We start from the raw sequence: 21,637 nt of genomic DNA on the forward strand, positions 1-21,637 counted from the left end.
GGATAATTCATCCGTCATGATTTGTCGTTTAAAAACCCAGATCACTGACTTGAACAATTTTAAAGCGCTATCATATAAGTTTCTATTTGCACAATAATTGAGATGTTTTCATGAGCCAAAGTCATATCCGTATTCGAGGTGCACGTACCCACAATTTAAAAAATGTGAGCCTCGATATTCCCCGCGACAAGTTTGTGGTGATTACGGGACTCTCAGGTTCAGGTAAATCCTCTCTCGCTTTCGATACCTTGTATGCCGAAGGTCAGCGCCGCTATGTAGAATCGCTGTCTGCCTATGCACGTCAGTTTTTATCGCAAATGGAAAAACCTGAGGTTGACTCGATTGAAGGCTTAAGTCCTGCGATTGCCATTGAACAGAAGTCCACCAGCCATAACCCTCGTTCTACCGTGGGCACTATTACTGAAATTTACGACTATCTACGCCTACTCTATGCGCGGGTTGGCACGCCTTTTTGCCCTGAACATGACCTCCCAATGGTGGCACAAACCATTTCAGAAATGGTTGATGCAGTCAAAGCCCTTGAAGAAGGCACCGCCTTAATGTTACTTGCGCCTGTGGTACGCGAGCGAAAAGGCGAATACAGCAACCTGTTTGAACAACTGCAAAGCCAAGGTTTTGTTCGTGCCCGTGTCGATGGGGAAATTATTGATATTGATTCGCCGCCTGAACTGGACAAAAAGAAAAAACACACCATTGAAGTGGTGGTTGACCGCTTTAAAGTCCGTGATGACTTGGGCAACCGTATTGCAGAAAGTTTTGAAACCGCTCTACGTTTAGGCGGTGATATTGCGGTACTGTCATGGATGAAAGGCGAACATCCTGACCGCGTCTTTTCTGCCAAACACTCTTGTCCTAAATGTGACCGTGCTGTAGCAGAACTAGAACCCCGCCTATTTTCCTTTAACAATCCCTTTGGTGCCTGCCCGGTCTGTGATGGTTTAGGCACACGCAGCCATTTCAGCGCCGACAAACTCATTCCAAATTCAGAACTGTCCATCAGTCAGGGGGCTATTCGTGGTTGGGACAGACAGCGTCCTTATTACTACAGCATGATTCAAAAAGTTGCAGATCATTTTGAATTTTCTTTAGATACTCCGTGGCACGAACTGGATAAAGACACCCAGAAGAAGTTTTTATACGGCACAGGCAAAGAAAAGGTCGATTTGAGTTATATCGATGAGCGTGGGCGTAAACACAATCGCGTACAACCTTTTGAAGGGATTTTGCCGCATCTTGAGCGTCGTTACCGTGAAACTGAAAGTAACTATGTACGCGATGATTTGGCACAGTATTTATCCAATGCGGCTTGTGATGCCTGTGGTGGTTCACGTTTAAACGAAATTTCGCGCAATGTACGGGTCAAAGACAAAACCATTGCCGAGATTACCCAAATGTCGATTGGTGATGCTGAGACCTATTACCAAAGCCTAAATTTAACCGGTGCCAAAGGTGAAATTGCCGACAAAATTTTTAAAGAAATTCGTGAACGCTTACACTTCCTCGTGTCTGTCGGGTTGAACTATCTGAGCCTGTCACGTTCGGCCGAAACCCTGTCGGGCGGTGAAGCACAGCGTATTCGTCTAGCTTCGCAAATTGGTGCAGGATTGATGGGCGTCATGTACGTGCTGGATGAACCCTCGATTGGTCTGCATCAACGTGACAATGACCGTCTACTGGAAACCTTAGTGCGCTTGCGTGACCTCGGCAATACCGTGTTGGTGGTCGAACATGATGAAGATGCGATTCGTGCTGCCGATCATATTATTGATATTGGCCCAGGTGCGGGCGTGCATGGTGGTGCGATTATTGCCGAAGGTACGGCAGAAGAATTGGCACGCCATGAAGATTCACTCACAGGGCAATATCTGTCTGGAAAACTCAAAATTGCTGTGCCTACGCAACGCACGCAACCACCACGTCCTGACGAACAGATTAAGCTCATGGGTGCAGCGGGACACAATCTAAAAAATGTCGATCTCACCATTCCACTGGGTGTGATGACCTGTGTTACAGGTGTGTCGGGTTCAGGAAAATCGACACTGATTAACCGTACCTTATTGCCATTGGCTGCAACTCAACTCAATGGTGCAACGACTTTAACTGCTGAAAAGTTTGACTCGATTGATGGCTTGCAATTCCTCGATAAAGTCGTGGATATTGACCAAAGCCCGATTGGACGTACTCCGCGCTCGAATCCTGCCACCTATACGGGTTTATTTACCCCAATTCGTGAGTTATTTGCCCAAACGCCAGAAGCCAAAGCCCGCGGTTATGCGGCAGGTCGTTTCTCCTTTAACGTGAAAGGCGGACGCTGTGAAGCCTGTGAAGGCGACGGCATGATTAAAGTCGCCATGCACTTCTTACCCGATATGTACGTGCCCTGTGATAACTGTCATGGCAAACGCTATAACCGTGAAACCTTGGAAGTCGGCTATAAAGGCAAAAACATTTCTGATGTGTTGGACATGACGGTTGAAGATGCCATGCATTTCTTCGATGCCATTCCAGTCATTCACCGCCGTTTAGAAACCTTGAACCAAGTGGGTTTGGGTTATATCCGTTTGGGACAATCAGCAACTACACTGTCTGGCGGTGAAGCTCAACGGGTAAAACTGGCACGTGAGTTGGCAAAACGTGATACGGGTAAAACCTTGTATGTACTGGATGAACCGACCACAGGTCTGCATTTCCATGACATTGCCAAGTTGCTCGACATCCTGCATGAGCTTCGCAACAAAGGGAACACCATTGTGGTGATTGAGCATAATTTGGATGTGGTGAAAACCGCAGACTGGATTATTGACTTAGGTCCTGAAGGTGGTGCGGGCGGCGGTCAGATTATTGCTGAAGGTACACCAGAAGACGTCGTGAAAAATAAAATTTCACATACAGCAAGGTTCTTGAAGCCATTGTTGAAGTGATTTTAGAATCTCCCCAACCCCTCTTTAAAAAAGAGGGGAAATTCCCTCCTTTCCCAAAGGAGGGTTAGGGAGGATTTAAATAAACATAAAAATTAAATAAAACTTTTGGGGTAAATAATGCGGTTTTCAGAAAGATATGGTTATAAGCCTGTTCGTGAAATTATTCAGAAAGATTTCATTAGCCAAAACTTGAAAACTGAAATTTGGAATAACTTAGTAATTTTCATTTTTTCTAGATATACATCTATTCTTAATGATGAAATTGATTATATTCCACACTCAAATTTAGAAATTTTAGTAATCCATCTATGGCGTACATTCTTTAATGAAACGGTTGATACTTCACCATCATCTTTGAATACCTTCAGAACTTTAATCAGGAATAATATTCTACAAGAATTTGAATGGCATCAGATTTATAGCTTTATTGAAGCCATATTAGAGCGATATCCTCATTATGGTTATCATGAATCCACATATTTCAAGAATGAATTTATAAATGCCCTAAATCAATCACTTCAAGAAGAAAACTCAGCATATAGAATTATTAATGATCAAATCATTGAAATCACATCTGAACAAGAAATCCAATCTATCGAAGATGCTTTAGAAAATACAGATCAATATTCAGGTGTTCAACAACATCTTAATCAAGCTTTAAAACTGATGTCAGATCGTCAAAAACCTGATTATAGAAATTCAATTAAAGAATCGATTAGCGGTGTAGAAGCTTTAGCAATGCAACTTCTCGAAGATAATTCCATTCCTTTAGGAAAAGCGATTCCTAAATTAAGATCTAAATACAATTTACATCCAACTCTTATGGAAAGTTTAAATAAATTATACGGATATTCGTCAGATGAAGATGGGGTACGTCATGGTTCTCCTAACTCATCCACTGTCATCTATACCGATGCAAAATTTATGCTGGTTGCCTGCACCAACTTTATTAATTATTTGATTGAAAAAACCAAAGCCCAAAACTAAATCACATGACAGGCGACATGGAGGTCGCCCATTTGACTGTGTCCAAGGGACTGAGCATCCGTCAAACACATGGGTTTTGTCACTTTTGCCCAATCAAAAGTGAGGCAACTCCTACGCAACTAAAATCAAAACTGCTACTTAAATATGAGGACATGATAAGAATTAAACTGATATTCAAATCACTTAACATCAAAATCTAAATTCTATTTATCAATTTAAATTCAAATCACGTAAAATCCGACTCGGCTTTTATCAAAACAGAAGCCCTATGACTTTTCAATAACTCAATTACATTATCAAAATCATGAAAGCATTCCTTCTCAGCATGTCTTTGGGACTTGTTTCCCTATACACCTTCGCCGATGGCTATATCAATGAAAATATGGTTGTTTTCACTTCAGAATCCGATGGCAGCGATGACCCATGGCAAGACCATCCCCAATGCACACCCAGCATTCAAGCAGGTGGCTCTTCAAAATCATGGCTAGTGCAATATTTCTATGCCGACCAAAGCCCCTTAACCTCAGGCTTTATCACCACACAAAAACCATCCAGCAAAGCCAGCGAATGCGAACATCTGGTGCATTTTCCAGATCAAATGCAAGGTTCGGGAACATTTGAAAGTTATTATCCCAATGGAAAAATACGCAGCAAAATTGAATACGAAGATGGAAGTTATCATGGCAAACTCACCTTCTGGCATGCCAATGGCTTAAAAGAGCAAGAGTCGACAATGAACCACGGCATTCCTGATGGAGAATATCGTATTTGGCACTCGAATGGACAATTGGCACTGTCCATGAAATATAGAGATGAGCTACAAAATGGCATGAAACAACGTTGGTATGCCGACGGCAAGCCATGGACCTATGTACGCTTTGAACATGGTGAGATGCGTGGCGAACTCAAACAATGGTTTCACAACGGTAAATTGGAACGCCGCGGAGAATACCGCAACGGTCTCAGACAAAACCGCTATGAAATTTGGTACGAAGATGGCATGCCCGAAGCTGTCTTAACTTACGATGCAGGAAGTATTGTCCAAGCCCAGTGTTGGAACCAAGCCGGCAAACCTCGCGCCCGCAATAGCTGTCTTAGCAGCTATCAAGATGAAGAATAATTCTGAATAAATACTGATTGATGCGGTGATCGGTCTAACCTTGCACCGCATTTTTCCCTTTCGCCTTCGCTTTAAATAAAGACTGATCGGCTTTATGAAATAATTCCAACCAACTTGCACCACCGATGGCATAGCCCGCACTGACAGACACATGTAAATCGGGGACAAGCCCCACCTGCATATTTGCCCTGCCCACATCACGCCGAATCTGATCGGCAATGTTCAGCGCTTCTATCTCACTCATTTGCTCAAGTAAGACCAGAAATTCATCACCTCCGTAACGTACAATTAAATCTGTAGTACGTACATTGGCTTTTAAAATGTTTGCCACCATCTGAATGACTTTGTCTCCAATCATATGTCCATACTGATCATTCACTTGTTTAAAATCATCAATATCAATCACAATTAAACACAATTTCTCGAGTTTTTTAGGCTGACTTTCTAAATGTCGGATATAGCTCTCTAAAGCCAAACGATTTGCCACCCCAGTTAAAGCATCAGAATTGGCAATATTTTTTAATTGAAACTCCAAAGTATCTCGTTGCTGCAACATGCTTTCTAATTTACGTATTGCCGTAAACAATGAATCTACCCCTGAACCATGCTGTAATGCTTCTGTTGTCTCAAGTTTTGAGCCTTGAGATAAATTCAAAATTGTTTCTCGCGCCTGAATTAAAGGTTCAAAAACCTTACGACGTGCATAGATCATGGTAAATAAAGCAGCAAACAAAGAAATGGTGGTCACAAAAAGGGTCAGATAAAATTGGCGTTTCGCCTGTAATTTCTCTCGTTCTGCCACTTGCAAACTATAATCTAAAATATAGGTTTGCAAATTCACGACAGAACTGAATTTATCGACAATTTTTTGGGTTAACTCGGTACCCGATAATTCGTAAGGTCGTCCTGAAATGCTGTCTTGTATCAATTGTTGTACCGTACTTATGCCCTGCTCAAGAAAATCCGTTCTTACTTTTTCATGTAATTGCATAAATTCAGCAGTTTTATCTTGTTCAGGCAAAATGGTATTCACCAAATCCCATAAATAATGTGCTTGATGCTGAGTTTGTAAGGAACGGGCCAAATTACTATCAGGCATTTTCTGTTTAAAGGTTACAGGGGCAATCACATTAGATGCGACCCGCCCTGCTTGATCACGCAAATCGGCTAAAATTAAAATCAAAGTATAATAATTTGAGGTATGCTCATCTAGGCTTTGTGAGTGAATCACCATATGTTTCAATATATTATGACTTGCATCCCATGCCGCAAACATCTGTAATATGGCAGCATCCAATTGTTCCATATTGCGTTGTGTACGAGGCAAAGTGGCATAAGCATCTACAGCATCACGCCCTTGTTGTAGCTGCGGTTGTAATTGCGTCACAATTTCAGCCGCTTCAGTATTAAACCCTGCCTCATTCAAGCGTAAAATTGTGCTTTGAATATGCTGATCGACGCCGCGTCGATATTCGGCTAATTCTTGTCGGTTGTGTGCATATTCTTCAACTGTACTCGACATGACTTTATTGCTGGGTGCACGTTCACGTGAAATTTTATTGGATAATTCAGCAACTGCACGCAGACTCTGAATTTCTGTTAAAGACAACTGCGCCTGTTGGTAATTTTGGTGGCTTTTTAAAATAAGGGGTACGGAAATAAAAAGTAACGACAGGACAATGACCAACATTGCACCCAATAATCGTTGACTTATATTTTCTGACCGTAATGTTGCCATGAATATGATTAAATTTCGCTAAGTTGCTTCTTTATAGTTAAACCATAACATTGATAAAAGATGCAACGCTGAAACACGATATTTTAATTTGTTATCTTTGCTTTGCCTTAAGACATTTAAATTTAGCCTAACGGATTGCATACCCAAAGGCAGCCTTAAACTGCGTTCATCTCATTTGCCCTGAAGCCTATATTTTTGCCTTATAAATAAGGAAAAATACCAAGTTTATCTAAAGCATCTAGTGTGAGTTGTTTACGCATTGCCAATTGCTGCTCATTCTGCATCTGCATATTTAAGGCAAAAGCCAAAATTTTGCCGTTGGGTTGTTCCACCCATCCAACATACCAACCCACCTGCGGCTGTACATCGGCACCCCATCCTGACTTAGCATACAATTTGGCAGTACCTCGACGCTCCACATACAACATTTCTTTCACCTCTTGTTGAACCTGTATATCAAAAGGTAACGCCTTGTTTGCTAATCGGTAGGCAAACTCAACTTCTTGTTGCGGTGTAATTTTTAAGGGTCCATCTAACCAAAAACGGTCGACCTGTGAACCAATCTGAGCATTTCCATAACCGACACGACGAAGCTCCTTTTGCATCAGCGGCCGACCAATACGTCGTGCTAAAGTTTGATAGACAGGAACTGCTGACGCTTGCATTGCCTGTGCCAAAGTCATGTCTTTTTCCCAACTTTTAAATGCACGTGCTTTACCATCCCATGCAAATACTTCAGTGGTCGTGGTTTTATGCTGCTGCAAACCAATTAAAGCATTTAATATTTTAAAGGTCGAAGCTGGAATATATGCCGTTTCAGCACGTTGTAAATCATTCCCAAAACGTTGCCATTTTTCCCCATCATAAGTCACAAAGACCACTCTGCTATCTACTGCTTGAAACATATGATTCAACTCAACCAATCGTGGTTGTTGCATCATCGACTGTTGCTGCATTTGATCTTTGACGGGTTGCTGACTGCATGCACTTAACAGCATCCAACTTAAAACCGAACAAGATAAACCTTTTAGCATCCACATGCTGACTTGCTCCCTCACTTTTAGACCTATCATAGCCAGATTTTGACCAAACGGAATAAATTTCATTGAATTTGTTTACTTTTGATCCATTATGGTGCATAATGCACAACATTAGGGCGTTTTTAATTTCATCCTCAGCAGATATTTTTAAATTTCCCTGTTTTTTGGCGAAAAAATCCCGGTTTATTTATTTAAACTGGGATTTTTTTTATTATGTAATTAAATCCAAATGTTAAGATCAACTCAATTCACAGCATTGAAGCACCATATTGGTGCAATATATCAATTTAATACTTCCCTAATCTGCCTATTTAAGGCACATCTCCCATAACTAAAATGCATTGCGACAAGTTCACTGACTCCTTATAACCCAGTCGATTGCAAACATACACCACCTTAGCCCCTCTAGTGCTATGTTGATATTTTTAAGTCACAATTCATGTTTTTAAAAGCAAAAAAAAGCCCAACCTTGGGGAAAGTTGGGCGATAAACTAAACTAAAACTTTTTGTGGAGAATCAGGCAGCTATCACACTATTTGCATGAAACATGATCTGATTACTCAATTATTATGTCTTTCTTTTCTTCAGATGTAAAGCCGATTAAATTGCTTTGTTTTATATAAAAACACATTTAATACAAATTAAGCGAAACAAGTCTCATTAACGGCAGAAAATAGCTTATTAAAAATCCAAATGTTACATTTTTCGCAATATTTAATTAAATTTTGAACAATTATTCAGGATGAGTCATAAATCATTGCTGCAATTTAATGAAATTTATCATTGTTTTTGACAATTATTTTCAAATAATCCATTCTTTTTTGCAATTAAAAGGCCATCTTGTTTGGCCGCATTCTTGTGCCGAAAAATGAGAAAAGAATGAACTTATTTAATTGTAATCCCTGTCTTTTTTAAAAGGTTGACACAAATTTTTCCATTTGTCTACTTTCTGTACATCACTTATTCCATGTATATGCGCGCTGCAATCTGTAACACGGGTTTAATTGACTAAATAAATTGTTACAATACAATGCCACTTGTTTAATCCATTCTAACAAACTGGTAACACTCATGAAAAAACTCGGTTTAGCCACTGCATTATTATTAGCCATGACCGGTGCTCAAGCATACCAATTCGAAGTACAAGGTCAGTCTGAGTACGCAGATACCACTGTAAATGACAAAGACTTTACTGGTGGTGTGCAAGGTACTTACTACTTTAAAGATGTAGATTCTTCTAAAGGTCCATTAGCTGAAGCAGCTTTCTTAAACCAAGCGTCTAATGTTTCTTTGGCATATAACTATGCTGAATTAAGTTCGAACGGTTTTGATGTTACTGCACATAACTACGGCGCTAAAGCTGAAGCTTATGTACCAACTAAATTTGTACCTGTATATGCAAGCGCGTCTTACAGCCACACAATTTTAGATGCGAAAAACAACCAAACTGCTACTCTTGAAGACAACGGTGACCGTTATGCATTGGAAGTGGGTGCTTTAGCTGCGCCAAACTTCTTGGTTGCTGTAGGTTATACCAACGTTGCTGACCAATTTGCTCTTGATGCGTTCAACGTAATGAGCAATGGTGCGGTTAAAGCTGTTGGTGAAACTGCAACGATTGGTGAAGACCAAGATGCAATCACAGCGCGTACTAAATATGTAGGCAACATTGACGGCACAAACATGTCAATCGGTTTTGAATCTGGCCTTGTTTACGGTGATGCAACTGCATACCAATTGAAAACTGACCTTTATTTAAACCCTAAATTAAGTGTTGGCGCTTCTTATGCTGAATCTAGCTACGAAGGTACACCTGACTCAGCTTGGGGTGCAAACGTGAACTACTTCATCACTCCAGCAGTTGCTGTAGGTGCGAGTTACGTAAATGCTAACTACCAAGCAGATAAAGGCCAAGCGGTTTCATATGCTGGTGATACGCAAACTGTTGGCTTAAATGCTAAATTCCGTTTCTAATTGATTAGACACTGAATCAAAAAAGGACGCTACATGCGTCCTTTTTTATTGCTTATACGTTCGGGCTACGAACCAAACTCAAGAAATGAAGATGACGTTCGTACTGATCAATAATATCTTGCAGTAAATCCTCCAAGGTCCAATCCATCACATCATAATTTTGTCCACCTTCGCGCAAGAAAACTTCAGCTTGATAGAACGGCTGATCTTGCTCTCGTGCATCTGCCATAAAACTCGGCGGCTGAGTTTTACGTGAAACGACTTGGTAAATAAAATTGATTTCATTGTGATGATCAACGCGCAATTGCAATCCCTGTTCAATCGGTCGAATGGTCACTTCAAGCTGACGGCGCTGAAATTCCTTTTGTACTTGCAGAAAAGCGTGCTGCACATCTTGTTGAATAAACTGTTCCACTTCTTGTTGGGTATGCGGATAATGCATGATCAATCCCAAACGCTGTTGCCAACTGCGTGGATTTTGAATGGCTCGTGGTGTAATACGGGCTTCTTGCAGCGCTTGCATTTTGGTCAAATCCAAACGGAGTGCTTTGATTAAACCCCAACACATTAACAACATAATAAAGGTAAATGGTAAAGCACTCATAATGGTGGCGGACTGTAATGCTGCCAAGCCACCTGCCACCAACAAAATAATCGAGAGCAGTGCAATTAAAACCGTCCAAAATAATCGCTGCCATAAAGGTGAGTTTTCACTTTCTGCGGTTAAGTAATCAATCACAAGTGAGCCTGAATCGGCAGAAGTGACAAAGAATAGCACCACCAGTACCGTTGCAATCAGGCAAGAAATTTGTGCAAATGGAAGATGTGTCAGAAACTCAAATAGTGCCACGGATGAATCTTGCTGCACCGCTGCAATCAAGGAGCTTTGCCCATCGTGAATAATACTGAACAGCGCCGCATTACCCATAAAGCCCATCCAGATTAAAGTAAAACCTGTCGGGATAAATAACACGCCCACAATAAACTCTCGAATACTGCGTCCACGGGATACCCGGGCAATAAACATCCCGACAAATGGTGACCATGAAATCCACCATGCCCAATACATAATGGTCCAACCACCAATCCAGCCATTGGGTTGGTAGGCGTACAAGTTGAAGGTCATCGTGAACAAGTTGGAGATATATTGCCCTGCATTTTGAATGCTGGTTTGTAGGATATAAATTGAGGAACTCGCGAAAAAAACGAATAAGAGTAAAACCAGAGCAAGAATCAGATTCAGCTCAGACAGGCGTTTAATCCCTTTATCCAAACCAAAGCCGACCGATAATGCCGCTAAAAAGCTGACAAAAATAATCAGCCCCACTTGAATAGCAACACTTTGCTGAATACCGAATAAGTAATTCAAGCCTGAATTAATTTGTGTGACCCCAAAACCGAGTGTGGTGGCTACCCCAAAAATGGTGCCCAAAGTTGCAAAGGTGTCGACTGCATCACCCACAGGACCATATATTTTTTTGCCGACCAGCGGATACAATGCTGAGCGGACTTTAAGCGGCAAATTATGCCGAAAAGAAAAGTAAGCCAGTGATAATCCCACTAGTGCGTAGATGGCCCATGCATGTAAGCCCCAATGGAAAAAAGTAATCCGCATTGCTTGTTGGGCCGCAGCTAAAGTTTCCCCTTCTCCAGTCGGTGGATTGACATAATGCATGACGGGTTCAGCCACGCCAAAAAACATCAGTCCAATTCCCATACCAGCAGTAAATAGCATCGCAAACCAAGAGCTTTTACTGTATTCGGGACTACTATGATCGGGTCCCAGTTTAATTTTACCCATATCCGACATAGCGACAAAAATAAGTAAAATAAGAAAGAACGCAACTGCTAAAACATAAAACCAGCTAAAAGAATCAATAATCCATTGATTTAAATGCTTGGTTAAATTTTCAAAACCACTTGGGTCAAATAAAATTAAAGCCAAAAAGAGCACGATAATGGCGACAGTACTTAAAAATACATTCCGTTTGACATTGGCAAATGGAGACGTCTTGATGGAAGGCATAATTTCCCCCAGAAGATTTTTATAAATGTAAAAAAGATGAAACCAATCAGGTTAATTTCGCGAGTCTTATTAAGAAGTGAATCTGTTAAATTTTAACAATTCTTGATGATGATAATAAATATTGTCAGCCGAGGCAGTTCAATTCCTGTAACGATTTACCGCGTTGCATTAGTCATTATTTTGGCGAGGATTATGCCGAATATATTGTAGCGCAATGAGTCTGGACACAATTAAGGCCAAATACATGACGCCGCAAAACATTTGTAACATCGCCAAAATACGCGTTGCTGGAGTCATTGGCATAATATCGGATAGCCCTGTAGCAGACTGTAAACTAAAACTTAAAAATAACAGGTTCAACCAAGATTGCAGACCCGCAGTTGGACTTTGGAAACTATTGGGCATCAGGAGTTGGCAAATATTGTATAAGAACGCAAAACCCCAAGCGATGAGCGTAAACACAGCACCTGCTGCAAACATTTCATCTTTGGTTAAATAACGGTCTGCAAACATATAACGGACCAAACCATAGGCTGCCAAAAAATAAGCCAAACTTTCAAAACTGTGTGCAATAACCTGTATCGCTACGGTGTCGAAGCCCAACAAAATAAGAAAAGAAAAAATAAAAGCCCCTCCGACAAAGCTTAAACCCAAAAAAGTATAAACCGGCGTTTGTCGAATTACTTTGGCAATGATGAGTAAGGCCAATACCCCCAGACACCACATAAATGCCCGATATGACAACCCCCGATGACCGATTATCGACAGCCACAACATACAAAATTGAACCAACAATAACCATGCCGATGGCAATAAGCGAAATCCTTTCCAGAAGTCGATCATCACTTGCATATTGGTCTGCCTTATCAATAAATGGAGTTATCTCAAATCTTTGTTTTTACTTGTTTTTGAGGAATCTTTTCTTTTGCTGATTCTGTTTTAGCGTATTTAGTGAGTTGGGTCTAGTAGATATTTGGTGTTCATTATTGTGTGACTTTGAATACACAATAAAAAAGCCCCTAACGGAGCTTTTTTATTGCTTGATACAGAATTAGTGATCAGATGCGCCTGAAATACCAATACCTGTCATAGAGCGTACATACTGTGCATCAAATGCTTTACGTTCTGCTTGAGCACGTGCAGAGTTATCTGTCACAGAGAACAACCAGCAGCAGAAGAATGCCAATGGCATTGCAAAGATTGCTGGACCATTGAATGGGTTGATTGGCGTATCAGAAATACCCAATGTATCGACCCAAACTGCTTTCGCTAAGACAATCAGTACAACTGCAGTGATTAGACCCGCAAGGCCACCCATGACCGCACCACGTGTGGTTAAACCTTTCCAGAACATTGACAATACAAGTACTGGGAAGTTCGCACATGCCGCTACAGAGAATGCTAGACCTACCATGAAAGCAACGTTTTGTTTTTCGAACAAAATACCCAAAATCATCGCAAAAATAGCCAAACCTAAAGTTGCAATTTTAGACATGCGAAGTTCAGATTCAGGTGTAGTTTGACCTTTCTTGAATACGTTTGCATACAAGTCATGCGAGATTGCTGAAGCACCAGACAATGTTAGACCTGCAACAACTGCAAGAATGGTTGCGAACGCCACTGCTGAAATGAAGCCCATGAACAAGTCACCGCCAAGTGCATCAGACAAGTGAACCGCAGCCATGTTGTTACCACCAACAAGCTCTAGCTTGCCAGTCATTGCCATTTTCGCAACATCAAGGAACTGTGGGTTGTTCGATACATAAAGGATCGCACCAAAGCCGATAATGAAGGTTAAAAGGTAGAAGTAGCCAATGAAACCTGTTGCTACAACCACTGATTTACGTGCTTCTTTTGCATCTTTAACGGTAAAGAAACGCATTAAGATGTGAGGTAGACCTGCTGTACCGAACATCAATGCAAGACCTAAAGAAATCGCATCAATTGGGTTCGCTGCCAGTTTACCAGGGCCCATGATATTGCCTGCTTCAGATACAGTAATTTCATGTACTTTTGCAAAAACATCAATCGATTGAGAGAACATTTCAGCGAAGCTGAAGCCCACGCCTTTCATGACCATAAATGCCATGAATGTTGCGCCAGACAAAAGCATTACCGCTTTAATAATCTGTACCCAAGTCGTTGCCAACATCCCACCGAAGATTACGTAAGCCATCATAAGAAGACCAACAATCACCACAGCAATGTTGTAGTTCAAACCAAATAAAAGTTTAATCAGCTGACCCGCACCCACCATCTGAGCAATCAGATAGAACGCCACCACAACCAATGAACTGACTGCTGCAAGTGTACGTACTGGTTTTTCCGCTAAACGGAATGACACCACGTCAGATAAGTTGAACTTACCTAAGTTACGTAAACGTTCAGCCACCAAGAACAATACGATTGGCCAACCCACCATGAAACCCAATGAATACAGCAAGCCGTCAAAACCTGAGCTGAAAACCATTGCGGAAATACCCAAGAATGACGCTGCGGACATATAGTCACCCGCAATTGCTAAACCATTTTGGAAACCTGAAATCCCACCACCTGCTGTATAGAAGTCTGTGGTGCTGGTGGTTTGTTTTGCCGCCCATTTGGTAATAAACAAGGTAAAACCAACAAAAATGGCAAACATGATAATCGCATGCCAGTTGGTCGCTTGTTGTTCAGCTGTACCTAAATCTGGACTCGCAAGTGCAACACTTGAAGCCAATAGGGTAGTTGCAGCGACTGTAAGTGCTTTCAACGAATTCCATTTCATTAGTGCTGTCCTTTCTCTTGCGCAATTGCTTTGACTTCACGCATTGCTTCTTCATTTAATGGATCGAGTTTGTTATTCGCAATATACGAATACACGGCACATAAAACGAAAGACAATACAATAATGCTTAAACCCAATGGCATACCAATCGTGGTCACACCACCACTGGCTGAAGTCATCAAAAACTCTTTGTTATAGCCAACCAACAGCATGAAACCAACATACACAACTAACATAATGGTCGTCAGTGTCCAGCTGAGTTTACTTTTGCGACTGACCATTTCCTTAAATTTGGGATTTTGTAGAATCTGGTTTACCTGAACCTCATCCATAATCTTGCTCCTGTGAAGCGTCCAGCCATAGACGCATTTTTAATTTGAATTATTTCGTATACAAACTTAACAATGTTGTAGGGTTCTTGTAATTTAGACTTTGGTCGTTAAATTTTAATCAAATCAAACTGCCATGAACTTGAATAGGCTATGATAAGCCCGTAACTCGGGACAATTCGGCACTATGAACAGTTGGCTTATTATTGGCGTTCTCGCCCTTTACATCGTATTACTTTTTATTTGTGCCTTCTATGGCGAAAAACATGCAACTCGTCTAAGCACGCGCGGACGGATGCTGTTATTCAGCTTAACTTTAGGCGTGTATTGTTCTTCATGGACTTTTTACGGTGCAACAGGTGCCGCAGTTCGGGAAGGCATTATCTTTCTGCCGATTTATTTAGGTCCCTTACTGTTCGTTGCTTTGGGCTATGACATTTGGCGCAGGCTCGGTCGTGTGCGCCAACACCATGCCATTTCTTCAATTGCCGACTTTATGGCAGCACGCTATGGTAAAAGTGGCCCCTTGGCGTCACTGGTCACCATTTTGGCTGTAATTGCCATTATTCCTTATCTTGCACTGCAACTGCGCGCGATTGCGCTGAGTGCAACCGTTATCTTGCAACAAAATACGGGGTTGGAAAGCACCACCAACAGTGTGCTTTTCCTGACAGGGATTCTGGCTATTTTGGCTATGATTTTCGGCACAAGGCAGATCGCCAATACCGAACAGCATGGTGGATTAATGCTTGCTGTGGCGTTTGAATCTTTCGTCAAATTATTCGCCTTGCTGTGCGTGGCCATTTTCTTTGTTTTCGCCGAGCCTGAAAATCTCGGACAAATTTCGCATGATGTGGCCAAAACTTTCAAAGATGTCCAACTTTTTGGCGTACCGGAAACCTTCTGGATTCAAACGCTGTTAGCCGCTTTAGCCATCATCTGTTTACCCCGCCAATTCCATGTGGCCGTGGTCGAATTGCGTGATGAAAAACATATTCGTGGTGCACGACGCTGGTTTGCCATTTATCTGATTCTCACCACACTGGCCATTATTCCGATTGCTAGTTGGGCATTACATGCTGCACCTGAATATTTAGCGATTCCCGATGTTGCAGTACTTTCACTGCCCATTAGTTACAATCAAGATTGGCTCACCATCTTGGCATTTTTAGGTGGATTCTCTGCCTCGACAGGCATGTTATTGGTGTCTTCAGTCGCATTGTCGATTATGCTCAGCAATGACTTGATCATGCCTGCTCTATGGCACTTTAATTTCCTTTCTCGGCATGATAAACGCATGCCTTTGGTACTGAAATTCACCCGTCGCGTCTGTATTTTAGCAGTCATGTTACTGGGCTTTTTATTCTTTCGTTTCTTTAATGATATTAATCAGCTCTCTGTATTTGGCTTATTGGCTTTTAGTGCCGTGGCACAATTTGCCCCTGCCCTGATTGGCGGCTTGTACTGGCGTGGCGGGAGTAAACAAGGTGTTTACGCAGGATTAAGTGTTGGTTTCATGATGTGGGCTTATACCCTATTGCTCCCCACCATATTACGCAGCTTCCCCGAAGATTACACCGCTTTCACCATGCAGTTTTTACTTCATGGCCCATTCGGCATGAGCTGGTTACGTCCAGAAGCCCTACTGGGTTTTGAATCTTTTGCTCCATTAACCCACGGCGTGATTTGGGCTTTGGGACTCAACATTCTGCTGTACATTTGGATTTCTCGTATTTTCAGACCAAGTATTGCAGAACAGATTCAAGCCGAAAGCTTCTTCTATTATGAAACCAAGCCCTTGCCTGCACAAAATACATCTTCTGAAATCAACTATTTACATCATGATGTAGCACGCTTAAAAGTTGCAGATTTAATTACCTTAGCCAAACGTATTACTGGAGATGGACCTACAACCCGAGCTTTTGAACAATTCTGTCAGCAAAATAATGTGGTTTTAAATGCCAACAGCAGCGCCAATGGCATGTGGTGGCGCTTTACGGAACAGTATTTGGCGGGCACCATTGGTGCAGCGTCTGCACGTACCTTATTGACGACCGCGATGGTCAATAATGGCTTAGCTTTGGGGCAAGTAGCCAATATTTTAGACCAAGCCTCTCAATGGCAACGCTTTAATCAAAACCTGATTATGACCATGATCGATCACATGACCCAAGGCGTGAGTGTGGTCGATGAAAACATGTGCTTGGTGGCGTGGAATAATCAATATCTTAAATTATTCGATTATCCTAAAGATCTGGCCTATGTCGGTTGCCCAATTGCCGATTTGATTCGGTATAACGCAGAACGTGGTGAATGTGGACCAGGTTCAGTTGAAGAACATGTGCGTAAGCGTATTCACTGGATGAAAGTCGGCAGTGCACACGAATTTGAACGGATTCGTAAAGATGGTCGCGTCATTCAAATGCGTGGTAATCCGATTGAAGGTGGGGGGTTTGTGACCACCTTTGCCGACATTACCGCATTCCGAGAAAATGAAGCGATGTTAGAGGCACGGGTGCAAGATCGGACCCAACAGCTTGCTGATGCTTTGACAGAACAACAAGTAGCACGTGAACAGGCAGATAAAGCCAATATGTCGAAAAGCCGATTTATTGCCGCAGCCAGTCATGACCTGTTACAACCCATGCATGCTGCACGTTTGTTCAGTACAGCTTTAGAGCAAAGTGTTCAATCCGAAGAAGACCGTAAAACCTTACAACAACTAGATCGTGCGTTGCATGGTGCGGAAAGTATGTTATCGGCATTATTGGATATTGCTCGCTTAGAAGGCGGTACAATTCAACCGAAACGTCAAGCCTATCCGCTACATGACTTGTTGAGCGACTTAGAATTACAGTTTAAATCGATTGCAGCACAACGTGGTATTCAACTGCATGTGCATGATGCTCAGTTCTGGATTGATACCGACCCACAATGGATTCGCCGTATTATTCAGAACTTTGTCAGCAATGCCTTACGCTATACAGCCAAAGGACGGGTCATTGTGGGGGTTCTGCGTGCTTCAGAACGCCCACAGCATATTCGGATTGGAGTTTGGGATACTGGGCCTGGTATTGCTGAAGAGCAGCGAATCAAGCTGTTTCAAGAGTTTGAGCGTTGCGGACACACCTCCCCTTGGGGTGAACAGGGGCTAGGGCTAGGTTTGGCAATCGTACAACGCATGACAGGCCTGTTAGATTATCCAGTACATGTCTATTCCGAACTCGGGAAAGGCTCTTGCTTCATGATTGAAGTACCCGTAGTCGCAGCACCCAAAATCACCACTACACCTGTGCAGGCTATTCCATTAAAAACCAAAGCCTATCGGATTTTATGCTTGGACAATGATGAAACCATTTTAGAAGGAATGAGTACCCTACTAACCAAATGGGGCTATCAAGTCTTTAAAGCCACAGAACCTGAGCAAGCCCTTGCCTTAATTCAGCAAGAAAACATTCAGGTGTGGTTGGTCGACCAACATTTAAATGATGAAAAAATAGGACTGGACTTTATTTTGCAAAATCGTCAAGAAAAAGTACCCGTCGCACTCATTACGGCAGACTCTGATCCTGAATTGCCACAGACTTTAAAAGAACTGAACATTGTCTTGTTAAGGAAACCTTTAAAGCCTGCCTCGCTCAGATCATGGTTATCTGGACTAAAAATTTCCAGTGACTAAGCTCCGATTGTACAAATCTACGGTGCATTCAGAGTGTTCTGAATGCACCATTTTGCTTTAAAATGCCAACTATGACCTCAACAACGGCAAAAAATTTTAGTCCATGCCATTTGCAACGGCTATATATAAAATTAAATGATTGAAAATAAAAAAATTACAAAAAATTAGGGAGTCATTCTCGCCTTTTGTTTTTTTGGCTATGGCAGATTCATTCAGGTTACATTAATGTACAGTTGTACACTTAGTTACAAAATTTCAACCTCATCATTTTATTGATATTTATTACTTATTTTCCACCATATACGACTTTAGTCTTATACATTTTCCAAAGTAGAAATTCCATAAATGAGGACATCCCCGAGCAAAAAAATTCACAAGACCAATGGCTCAATTGTCAATGCTCGCCCACATTGTACAAGCTTTCAGGAGACCTCCATGAACATTTCAGACATGGTTCCACATGATTTACATCAAGCTCAACAATTCCATCGCCTTTATGGTGTGAATGCACTACTGCCTGATATTGATTGGAACCAGATATTTGAACAAAGTAAAATTACCCCAACTCATGTTGAAGCGCTGAATACCCTCTATCAAAGTGCTGTCCCGCTTGCACTGCAAGTTTTTGACGAACTCAATTTTGATGTGTTTACCCCTGCTGAATATAAACCACAAGGGCTAGGCCTGTTTGAAAAACTCACGCTACAAGAGGAAAAACTGTTACAAGTGCTCCAAGCCGAAACACGCAGTTTAAGCCCTGCAATTCGTCATCAAATTTGGAGCATGTTACTTCGTGGCGGTGCTGTACTGGTATTCAAAGCATGGTTGGGTAAAGTGAAAACCAATTTAGACCAGTTGGACACCAGCCAATTTGATGAACTGTCTGATCTACTCTTTATTAAAACACCACCGCTTGAATTGGCAAATTGGTTGATGGTCGATGTAAATGACCCATACGATCACATCTTCCTCATGCATGACAATCAAATCTATCTTGACCGTTTTAACAGTTTAGAAACCGCTGCATTGTTTGTAGATTTAGGCGTCTATGACGCTGCATTCTTGAGCTTAAGAGATGATCGCGTCGCAGAATATTTAAAATCGAAAGGTTATATTAGCCAAGAACAAATTGATGAATTGGAATGTGCACTCAATCCACTTTATTGTGACAACACCGTGTACAAACAAGACTGTTTGGCTTAATACAGTTTTATATAGACAAAAATAAAGACCTCTAATAGGTCTTTATTTTTTGTGCTTCACAGCCTTACATTTTCTTTTCATCAATATTCAAAGCATTAATGGCCAATACCGCCTGAGTACGATTTTGCACCCCTAATTTACGGAAAATGGCCGTCACGTGTGCTTTAATCGTGGCTTCTGATACATCCAGTTCATAGGCAATCTGCTTATTAAGCAAACCTTCCGCAACCATCATTAACACACGGAACTGTTGTGGGGTCAGCGATTGAATGCGCTCTGCCAATTCAGTTTCATCTGCTGCACGCGGATCAAAAGTCATATTGCTTGGTAAATTTGGTGGTAACCAAATTTCACCTTCCAAGACTTGGCGAATCGCTTCACCAATATGGCTCGGATGCGCTGACTTCGGAATATAGCCCATAGCACCATGTGCAATGGCACGCTGAATAATAGACACTTCTTCATGTGCAGAAACCACAATAATCGGCAGTGAAGGATGTTGTGCACGGACATGAACCAATGCAGAAAAACCTGATGCACCAGGCAAATTCAGGTCCAACAAGACCAAATCGGGTTCAGGACCTTTTTCTAAACGTTCATAAAATTCATTTACTGCGGCTGTCTCATTAATTTGGGCTTGCGGTAAGCTATAGCGAACGGCTTGAATCAAAGCATGACGAAACAACGGATGATCATCAACGATTAAAATATTCATAAGCAGCGTAAGAGATCTAGTGCACAGTAATTCTTATTCTAACCATACATGTGCCCTTAAGGATATGCAAATATTAACTATTTTTTAAATAACTACAAAAAATAGGGAAATCGTCGGTATGCGGGTTTTCAAAAAAGTCGAAAAACAAATCTGAATTTACTATAAATCTAATTCTTAAATTAAAAATCCTTATTCATTTGCAATATAAATTGATAATTCAACCAATTAATTCAAATTTTCGCTACAAACATCAGCATTTTTAGATATATCTTAAAATCAGATAATGAATCTGTTTTTCCTTATTTTACAGCTGCTTTGCGCCTGTTGATAAATAGCAAATATTCCAAAACTGCTTTTAGGTTATTTGCTATGTCATTTTCTCTTCAAACCAAACCTCTCAATATTGTCGCGGTGTCGGGTGGTTTAAATACACCGTCTAAAACCGAAGCCTTGGTTCAAGAAATTCTAAATGAATTGAGTGCTGCCACTCCAATCAATGTTCATTTTATTAAATTCAGCGAAATTGGGCATTTATTGGGAGGGGCCATTTATCGCCATCAATTACCACAACGTATTCAAGATGATTTAGCCGCAGTAGAAGCAGCCGATGCCTTAATTGTGGGTACACCCGTTTATCGCGCTTCATTTACTGGACTTTTCAAACATTTCTTTGACTTTGTTGAACAAACTGCATTGGTTGATGTTCCTGTACTACTGGCTGCGTCTGGAGGAAGTGACCGTCATGCCTTGGTGCTGGAACATCAACTGCGTCCACTATTTAGCTTTTTCCAAGCGCAAACACTCCCGATTGGTGTGTATGCCACAGACCGCGATTTCACCCCAGAATATACCATTCACAGTGAACTGCTACGTGACCGTATTACTCTGGCTGTTGCACGTGCCTTACCTATTTTGGAATGGGCGCCAGCCAAAGGACAACGTGCCGATGTCATCAAAGAAAAATCACAACATGCCAATCAAACTTTGGGCATTAATACGCAAATTGAACAGGCCGAAGTTTTACCTTCTGCCGCAGTGCCAAGTTTAGATGCTGCTGAGTCTCGGCTGCATGCAAAAAAGCCGCTACAAAGCCATGTTGCATAAAAATTAAACCTTT

At 41.5% G+C, this 21,637-nt stretch carries 14 protein-coding genes; 7 read left to right on the forward strand and 7 right to left on the reverse strand.

What is annotated here, in order from left to right; all coding sequences use genetic code 11:
* The first annotated feature begins 110 nt into the window (after positions 1 to 110).
* From uvrA to E0H82_RS08165, 3 genes are all read left to right on the forward strand, one after another.
* Positions 111 to 2,942 carry an excinuclease ABC subunit UvrA gene (gene uvrA / locus E0H82_RS08155; RefSeq protein WP_131264174.1) on the forward strand — a complete coding sequence of 944 codons (2,832 nt, stop codon included), beginning with the start codon at positions 111 to 113 and terminating at the stop codon, positions 2,940 to 2,942.
* 117 nt (positions 2,943 to 3,059) lie between these two features.
* Positions 3,060 to 3,929 (forward strand): AbiJ-NTD4 domain-containing protein, encoded by an 870-nt coding sequence (locus tag E0H82_RS08160; protein WP_131264175.1) that lies wholly within the window; start codon positions 3,060 to 3,062, stop codon positions 3,927 to 3,929.
* A 325-nt stretch (positions 3,930 to 4,254) separates the two neighbouring features.
* The gene (locus E0H82_RS08165) at positions 4,255 to 5,049 is read left to right on the forward strand and encodes a toxin-antitoxin system YwqK family antitoxin (protein WP_165492935.1); all 795 of its coding nucleotides are present in this window, start codon (positions 4,255 to 4,257) and stop codon (positions 5,047 to 5,049) included.
* A 34-nt stretch (positions 5,050 to 5,083) separates the two neighbouring features.
* On the opposite strand, the gene E0H82_RS08170 is transcribed toward E0H82_RS08165, so the two are convergent.
* Together E0H82_RS08170 and blaOXA are read right to left on the reverse strand one after the other, a co-directional pair.
* Positions 5,084 to 6,787: a GGDEF domain-containing protein gene (locus tag E0H82_RS08170; protein ID WP_131264177.1), complete on the reverse strand. Its 1,704-nt coding sequence runs from the start codon at positions 6,785 to 6,787 to the stop codon at positions 5,084 to 5,086.
* Between the two features lie 200 nt (positions 6,788 to 6,987).
* A complete protein-coding gene (gene blaOXA / locus E0H82_RS08175; protein WP_131264323.1) occupies positions 6,988 to 7,821 on the reverse strand; it encodes an OXA-1036 family carbapenem-hydrolyzing class D beta-lactamase in 834 nt (277 codons plus the stop codon).
* 1,077 nt (positions 7,822 to 8,898) lie between these two features.
* On the opposite strand from blaOXA, the gene omp33-36 reads away from it, so the two are divergent.
* Entirely contained in the window at positions 8,899 to 9,801 is a 903-nt protein-coding gene (gene omp33-36 / locus E0H82_RS08180) for a porin Omp33-36 (RefSeq protein WP_131264178.1), read from the forward strand.
* A gap of 52 nt (positions 9,802 to 9,853) precedes the next feature.
* Here the strand turns inward: omp33-36 and E0H82_RS08185 are convergent, their stop codons facing one another.
* The 4 genes from E0H82_RS08185 to E0H82_RS08200 all read right to left on the reverse strand — a co-directional run bounded on the left by E0H82_RS08185 (position 9,854) and on the right by E0H82_RS08200 (position 14,926).
* Positions 9,854 to 11,827 (reverse strand): BCCT family transporter, encoded by a 1,974-nt coding sequence (locus tag E0H82_RS08185; protein ID WP_131264179.1) that lies wholly within the window; start codon positions 11,825 to 11,827, stop codon positions 9,854 to 9,856.
* A 168-nt stretch (positions 11,828 to 11,995) separates the two neighbouring features.
* A complete protein-coding gene (locus tag E0H82_RS08190) occupies positions 11,996 to 12,679 on the reverse strand; it encodes an ion channel (RefSeq protein WP_131264180.1) in 684 nt (227 codons plus the stop codon).
* A gap of 199 nt (positions 12,680 to 12,878) precedes the next feature.
* Positions 12,879 to 14,594: a cation acetate symporter gene (locus E0H82_RS08195; protein ID WP_131264181.1), complete on the reverse strand. Its 1,716-nt coding sequence runs from the start codon at positions 14,592 to 14,594 to the stop codon at positions 12,879 to 12,881.
* Positions 14,594 to 14,926 carry a DUF485 domain-containing protein gene (locus E0H82_RS08200; RefSeq protein WP_131264182.1) on the reverse strand — a complete coding sequence of 111 codons (333 nt, stop codon included), beginning with the start codon at positions 14,924 to 14,926 and terminating at the stop codon, positions 14,594 to 14,596. Before E0H82_RS08200 ends, E0H82_RS08195 begins: the two co-directional genes overlap by 1 nt.
* A 184-nt stretch (positions 14,927 to 15,110) precedes the next feature.
* Between E0H82_RS08200 and E0H82_RS08205 the strand changes: the two genes are divergently transcribed.
* Positions 15,111 to 18,602, forward strand: coding sequence for a PAS domain-containing hybrid sensor histidine kinase/response regulator (locus tag E0H82_RS08205; protein WP_131264183.1), 3,492 nt, complete (start codon positions 15,111 to 15,113; stop codon positions 18,600 to 18,602).
* Positions 18,603 to 19,037: 435 nt separating this feature from the next.
* On the forward strand, positions 19,038 to 19,805 hold the full coding sequence (locus tag E0H82_RS08210; RefSeq protein ID WP_131264184.1) for a hypothetical protein: 768 nt from the start codon (positions 19,038 to 19,040) through the stop codon (positions 19,803 to 19,805).
* 64 nt (positions 19,806 to 19,869) lie between these two features.
* On the opposite strand, the gene E0H82_RS08215 is transcribed toward E0H82_RS08210, so the two are convergent.
* The gene (locus E0H82_RS08215; protein WP_116759105.1) at positions 19,870 to 20,520 is read right to left on the reverse strand and encodes a response regulator; all 651 of its coding nucleotides are present in this window, start codon (positions 20,518 to 20,520) and stop codon (positions 19,870 to 19,872) included.
* 369 nt (positions 20,521 to 20,889) lie between these two features.
* Here E0H82_RS08215 and msuE point away from each other — a divergent pair, with 369 nt between their 5' ends.
* Positions 20,890 to 21,624, forward strand: a complete 735-nt coding sequence (msuE, locus tag E0H82_RS08220; RefSeq protein ID WP_131264185.1) for an FMN reductase — start codon at positions 20,890 to 20,892, stop codon at positions 21,622 to 21,624.
* Positions 21,625 to 21,637 lie beyond the last annotated feature (13 nt).

The organism is Acinetobacter sp. ANC 4910, assembly GCF_004331035.1.
GTDB lineage: Bacteria > Pseudomonadota > Gammaproteobacteria > Pseudomonadales > Moraxellaceae > Acinetobacter.